Consider the following 7,248-nt stretch of genomic DNA (forward strand, 5'->3'; position numbering starts at 1 on the left):
CTATAATATAGATGCCATACACGAAAAAGGTACTTCCTGGCCGGCGGTGATGGCCAAAACGGTTAAAAATGATTACCCGGAGGTTGAAAAATCGGGCCGTGTAATGAACAACTCCCTGTTTTGGGGTGCGGGCAGTAACGAGTTGAAACGTGCAGACGGCGTGCAAAACACCCACGAGGATGGTTTTGCTTACGCAGATCAGTCGCTATTGGAGATACTAAAAGTCCCCATGGTTTACGGCGACCTGGCGCATGCGCTTACCGAGCCGCAAACCATGGTGATATCAAAAAGTAAAGCCGATAAATATTTTCCTGGTCAAAATCCGGTTGGCRAGGTGATGTACCTTAACAACAATAAAAGCCGCCCTTATAAAATTGGGGCCGTGATGCAGGATTTTCCAACTACCTCACATTTGCATTACAGCTTTTTGCTTACCCTAACTGGTGTTAAGTTTTGGGATGGTGAGCAGGAAACCTGGGGAGCCAGTAACTATGATATTTACGTGTTACTTAAACCAGGTGCCGATGTTAAAAGCCTGAATAAAAAGATAACCGATGGCATAATAAAAGGCTATTACATACCCGATATGAGAAGGGGTGGCGATAAAAACGCGGATAGGATTGCCGCCGCTTTAACCATGTTTTTGCAAAATATTAAAGATATTAACCTGTACTCGTATGATATCCGCGATGGCTTGTCGCATGGGGATATTCGGTTTATGTGGTTGTTTGGGGCGGTGGCCGGTTTTATATTGGTGATTGCCTGTATCAATTTTATTAACCTGGCAACGGCAAAATCTGCCAACAGGGCAAAGGAGGTGGGCTTGCGCAAAGTAGTAGGTTCACAGCGCAGTGGTCTGATCGGTCAGTTTTTGGCCGAATCATTGATTTACAGCTTTATCTCCTTTATTATAGCCATCATTTTGGCGGCATTATTAATGCCTTATTTTAATACGCTGGCATCAAAAACACTAACCATACCATGGCTGCAATGGTGGTTTATGCCCACTATAATAGTTGCCGCGGTACTAGTTGGCATACTGGCCGGCGTTTACCCTGCATTTTACCTTTCCAGCTTTAAACCGGTAGACGTTCTGAAGGGCAAGCTGGCTACGGGTAGCAAAAGCTCCTTTTTACGCAACGGACTGGTTGTTTTCCAGTTCACTACTTCCATTATATTAATTATAAGCACCGTGGTTATTTATAACCAGATGCATTACATCCTGAATAAAAAGGTAGGGTTTGAAAAAGACCAGGTGTTGATGATACAGGGCACGCACACGTTGGAGGGCGAAGTGCAAAACTTCAAAAACGAGTTGCTAAAGCTATCCGCTGTAAAAAGCGCCTCCGTGAGCGATTTTTTACCGGTATCGGGCACCAAGCGTAACGGCAATGAGTTTCATAATGAGGGTAAACAGAAATTGGAAGCTGGTRCCGGTGGCCAGTTTTGGGATGTTGATGCCGACTATATAAAAACCCTGGGCATGACTATAGTGGCTGGTCGGGATTTTAACCCTRAACTAAAAACCGATTCGCAGGCCGTGATCATTAACCAAACCATGGCGCAAAAATTAGGACTTAAAAATCCGGTAGGTAAACGGATAAGTAATTACGGCGCGCCTGTGCCCATTATTGGTGTGGTAAAGGATTTTAATTTTGAATCGCTAAAGGGTAGCCTCGAACCATTGGTAATGCACCTGGGTAATAGTCCTACAATTGTATCGGTAAAAATAAAACCTACTGATGTTAAAAATACGCTCGCGCAGATAACCGCGGTATGGAAAAACTTTTCGCCAAACCAGCCCATCAGATATACGTTTATGGACGAGCAATTTGCCAATATGTATGCCGACGTACAACGGATGGGACGCATATTTACCAGCTTTGCCGTATTGGCTATCATTATAGCTTGCCTTGGTTTGTTTGCCTTAGCCGCTTTTATGGCCGAGCAGCGCAGCAAAGAGATAGGCATCCGCAAGGTACTTGGGGCAAGTATAGCCAACATCACGCGCCTGCTCTCGGTCGATTTTGTTAAGCTGGTGTTCATCGCCATTCTAATCGCATCGCCAATAGCATGGTGGGCCATGAACAAATGGTTGCAGGATTTTAACCCCAGCAACCGCATCAGTATAAGCTGGTGGATGTTTGCCCTTGCGGGGATAGTGGCCATACTGATAGCCGTGTTTACTGTAAGTTACCAAAGCATAAAAGCCGCGCTAATGAACCCGGTAAATAGTTTGAAGGCGGAGTAGAAAAGCTGAAAGCCGAAGGCATAAAGCTGAAAGCATAAAAATTGAACAGTTAAATTAACGAAAAAAAAGCTTTATGCCTTTAGCCTTAAGCTAACCAACAATATAATGTTAAAGAGTTATTTAAAAACAGCATGGCGGTTTTTGTTAAAAAACAAAACCTTTAGTTTCATCAACATTATTGGCCTGGCTACAGGTACATTGTGTTGCYTGTATATTTTATTGTATGTGCAGGATCAGTACAGTTATGATAAGCAGCATAAGGATGTAAACAATATTTACCGCATAACAACCGATCTGGAACTCACCGGCGATAAACACCACGGAGCGGCAAGCTCACCGCCAATTAGCCCTGCCATGAAAAATGATTTTGGCGAAGTGGTACAATTTACCCGCCTGGTAACTACCGAAGGTTTTGGTGCCAAACAACACCTGCTGCGTTATAAGGAAAAATCATTTTATCAAAAGGATGCCGCTTATGTCGACTCTACCTTTTTTGATATGTTCAGCTATCACTTTGTTGGCGGCAATGCATCAAAAGTATTAGCCGAGCCCTACTCCATTGTGTTGCTTAAGCCTGTTGCCGACAAGCTTTTTGGCAGCGAAGACCCGGTAGGCAAAATGATATCTATTGATAACTCCTTTGGAAAACATGATTTTAAGGTAACCGGAGTGGTTGACGAAAGCGCCGGAAAAACGCACATTCACGCCAATATGTTTATGGCCATGAACAGTGGAGGCCTGGGCCAATATGTGCGCCAAAACAATACCTGGGGTGGCAATAACTTTCTTTTTGCCTACGTAAAACTGAGGCCCGATGCCAATGCTGCAGCATTTGAAAAAAAACTGCCCGAATTTTTAAATAAATATGGCGCTGCCCAAATGAAGGAAATAGGCATGAAAAAATCATTGCACCTGCAGCCGGTTGCATCCATCCACACCACTCCGGGTTTTGAACATGAATTAACCAAAACGCTGGCCCCTTCGTTCTTGTATATACTAATACTGATAGCCGTAATGATCCAGGTGATTGCCTGTATCAACTTCATGAACCTGTCTACCGCGCGCGCATCCAAACGCGCCAAAGAAGTAGGCGTACGTAAAGTGATAGGTGCGGGCCAGGGCGATTTGATAAAACAGTTTTTGGGCGAGTCGTTTTTATTGGCATTAATTGGGGTAGCTATAGCGCTGCCGCTATTAATGATCCTGCTTCCTTACCTAAACCAGGTAACCAAAACAGATATCCACTTGTCTTTTTTTACAAATTACAAGCTTTGGGTAATGTTAATAAGCCTGGTGCTTGTTACCGGCCTGGTTGCGGGCAGCTATCCGGCGTTTTACTTATCGTCGTTTAAAGCTATCAAAGTAATAAAAGGCAATTTTACCAGCCACATTTCGGCAGCCGGCATTCGCAAATCGTTAGTTGTTTTTCAGTTTGTATTATCAATTGTGCTGGTTACCGGTATCATTATTATATACAGCCAGCTCAACTATATAAAGAATAAAGATATTGGCTTTGATGCCAGGCAGAAGCTCATCTTCAACTTTTATACAGTTGGTACACAAAGCAAAATGCAGAATTTTGCAAACGACCTGAGGCAATTGGCCGAGGTTAAAGTAGTAAGCCGCGCCGACAATTATTTAAGCCAGTTTGTACCGCACGATCATGGTGTTTACCCCGCAGGTGGTAACATGACCACTGCTATCGACGCGCAAAATATAAACACCGATGAATTTTTTGCGAAAGCCAATGGTATAAAGATCATTAGCGGTCGCGATTTCCGCCTGCACGATTCAACCCGGGTATTAATCAATGAAACCCTGGCAAAGCGTTTAGGATTAAACCCTCAAACTGCGCCGGGAAAAAGGTTATACACCAAGTATGAACCCAACCCCGAAACCTTTGTAGAAGTGGCCGGCGTTATGAAGGATTTTAACTACAACTCACTCCACAGTGAAGTAAAACCATTTATGCTGGTTTATGATAAAAACGCCGGAGATTTTAATAACCTTGTGGTTGCTACCGATAGCAAAAACTATAAATCACTGCTGGCAAAAATAGAGGTATTATGGCGCAAAGATATTGCCGACGCCCCTTTTGAATATTCGTTTTTAGATACCGAGGTTCAAAAGCAATATGAAACAGAGATCACCCTATCGCAGATCATTAATTCATTTACGCTGGTAGCCATTGTTATTTCATGCCTTGGCTTGTTTGGTTTAGCTGCCTTTAGCGCCGAGCAGCGCAGCAAAGAAATAGGTATTCGTAAAGTATTGGGTGCAAGCGTAACCGGCATAGTACAATTGCTATCTACAGATTTTTTAAAGCTGGTTATCATTGCCTTCATCATTGCAACGCCTATAGCCTGGTGGGGGATGAATAAATGGCTGCAGGCCTTTGAATACCGCATACCTATCAGCTGGTGGATGTTTGGCCTGGCCGGCATCCTGGCGGCATTTGTAGCCCTGTTTACGGTAAGTTTCCAGGCTATAAAGGCAGCATTGATGAACCCGGTGAAGAGTTTGAAAACGGAATAGATGAGTAGTATCAAGTAGTTAGTATCAAGTATCAAGACAGAAGTATTGTGGATTGGTGCGGTATTAGCCAACAGACAAGACCAATGAACAAATGAACCAGTGAACAAATGAACCAACATTATTTAAAAACCGCCTGGCGTAACCTTATCAAAAATAAGGCTAACTCTGTTATCAATATCGCGGGGCTTTCGGTTGGTATGGCGGTAGCCATCCTTATCGGGTTATGGATCTGGGACGAATTATCGTTCGATCAGTATCACCAGAACTATAACCGTATTGCCCTGGTTGAACAGAATTTGAAAAATAACGGCGAAATTGATACCTGGGCGGCAACGCCTTATCCGCTGGCTAACGAGTTGCGTAAAAACTATGGCAGCAGTTTTAAAGCTGTAGTGATGGCTGCAGGAATGGGTAACCACCTGTTAAGCCTGGGCGATAAAAAGCTAAACAAAACAGGCGTATATTTTGAACCCCAGGCACCAGAAATGTTTACGCTTAAAATGCTGAAGGGCACGCGCGATGGGTTAAAAGACCCTTACTCGGTTTTAATATCAGCATCAAATGCCAAAGCTTATTTTGGTGATGCCGACCCGATGAACAAGGTTTTAAAGATTGATAATAAACTGGATGTAAAAGTAACGGGGGTTTATGAAGATCTGCCCCGCAATTCAACCTTTGCAGATATTTCGTTTATTGCACCATGGCAGCTTTATTTTAATAATACCGAATGGGTACGCACCGCTGCCGATCCCTGGCGGCCAAATGCCTTCCAGATCTTTGTTCAGTTGATTGATAATACCAGCTTTGCCAATGTATCTGTAAAAATAAAAGATGCCAAACTGCGTAACCTCAATACCGAACTGGCTAAAAAGAAACCGCAGCTTTTTTTACAGCCCATGAGCAAATGGCATTTATACAGCGATTTTAAAAATGGTGTAAATGTAGGCGGCCGCATTAAATACGTTTGGTTGTTTGGCATAATCGGTGTGTTTGTGTTGCTGCTGGCCTGCATCAATTTTATGAATTTAAGTACAGCCCGTAGCGAAAAACGGGCCAAAGAAGTGGGTATCCGCAAGGCAATAGGCTCTTTACGCAGCCAGCTCATCTACCAGTTTTTTAGCGAATCAGTACTGTTTGTGGTATTGGCGCTGGCCTTATCCATAGTACTGGTACAGCTGAGCTTACCGTTTTTTAATGCTGTTTCTGATAAAAATATGTCTGTTTTATGGGGTAGCCCTTTGTTTTGGTTAATGGTTGTTGGCTTCAGTTTATTTACCGGATTAATAGCCGGAAGCTATCCGGCATTGTACCTGTCGTCGTTTGAGCCTGTAAAAGTTTTAAAAGGATCGTTCAAGGTTGGCCGGCTTGCCGCCGTTCCGCGTAAGGTATTGGTGGTAATACAATTTACAGTATCCATCACCCTTATCATCGGTACTATTATTGTTTTCCGGCAGATCCAGTTTGCTAAAGACCGGCCTATTGGTTACAGTCGTGATGGATTGGTTTCGGTACCTGTACTTAACGATGATATTCATAAACACCTCGATGTAGTTAAAGCCGAACTGTTAAAAAGCCAGGCCGTGGTATCTGTAGCCGAAGCCGGTGCTGCACCAACAGAGTACAGCTCAAGCAGCAGTGGTTTTGAGTGGAAAGGCAAAGACCCTAACATGAGTGTGGATTTTCCTAATGAAGGTGTGTCCTATGATTTTGAAAAAACAATCGGGTGGAATTTTAAACAGGGCAGGGGATTCTCCCGGTCGTTCCTCACAGATTCATCTGGTTTGGTAATTAATGAAACCGCAGCCCGCTTTATGGGCTTTAATGATAATGCGGTTGGTGAAACCATTAAATGGAATGGTGAGCCGTTAAAGGTGATAGGGGTAGTAAAGGACATGATCATCAGCTCGCCTTATGAAGAAATCAGGCCATTTATTTATTACCTCTCCAAAAATTCAGAATCTACTATCCTGCTAAAAATTAATCCGAAGGTTAGCGCAACAGAAGCCCTTGGCAAAATAGAGCGCATTTTTAAACTATATAACCCATCACAACCATTTGAATATCATTTTGTGGATGATGAGTACGCCAAAAAATTTGGCAACGAGCAACGTATAGGCAAACTGGCCGCCTGCTTTGCCGGGCTGGCTATTTTTATCAGTTGCCTGGGCCTGTTTGGTATGGCTTCGTTCCTGGCCGAGCAGCGCATTAAAGAAATAGGCGTACGCAAGGTATTGGGCGCATCGGTATTTAGCCTGTGGCGCTTAATGTCGACAGATTTTGTGGTGCTGGTTGTTATTTCCATACTGATAGCAACCCCGGTTTCTTATTATTTTATGCATGGCTGGCTGCAAGGGTATCAATATCACGCCGGCATAGCCTGGTGGATATTTGCCGCCGCCGCCACCGGAGCCATGGTAATCACTTTATTAACGGTAAGTTATCAAAGCATCAGAGCCGCTTTG

At 43.6% G+C, this 7,248-nt stretch carries 3 protein-coding genes; all 3 read left to right on the forward strand.

Annotated elements, in window-relative coordinates:
- Nucleotides 1-2,251 (forward strand): ABC transporter permease (locus AC1DPZ_RS18670; protein ID WP_477406176.1); only part of this gene is annotated, 2,251 nt, incomplete at its 5' end.
- 105 nt (nucleotides 2,252-2,356) lie between these two features.
- Nucleotides 2,357-4,786 carry an ABC transporter permease gene (locus AC1DPZ_RS18675; protein ID WP_477406178.1) on the forward strand — a complete coding sequence of 810 codons (2,430 nt, stop codon included), beginning with the start codon at nucleotides 2,357-2,359 and terminating at the stop codon, nucleotides 4,784-4,786.
- A gap of 107 nt (nucleotides 4,787-4,893) precedes the next feature.
- A partial coding sequence (locus AC1DPZ_RS18680) for an ABC transporter permease (protein ID WP_477406180.1) occupies nucleotides 4,894-7,248 on the forward strand: 2,355 nt, incomplete at its 3' end.

The sequence above is a fragment of the Mucilaginibacter sp. P4_G9 genome, assembly GCF_056400985.1.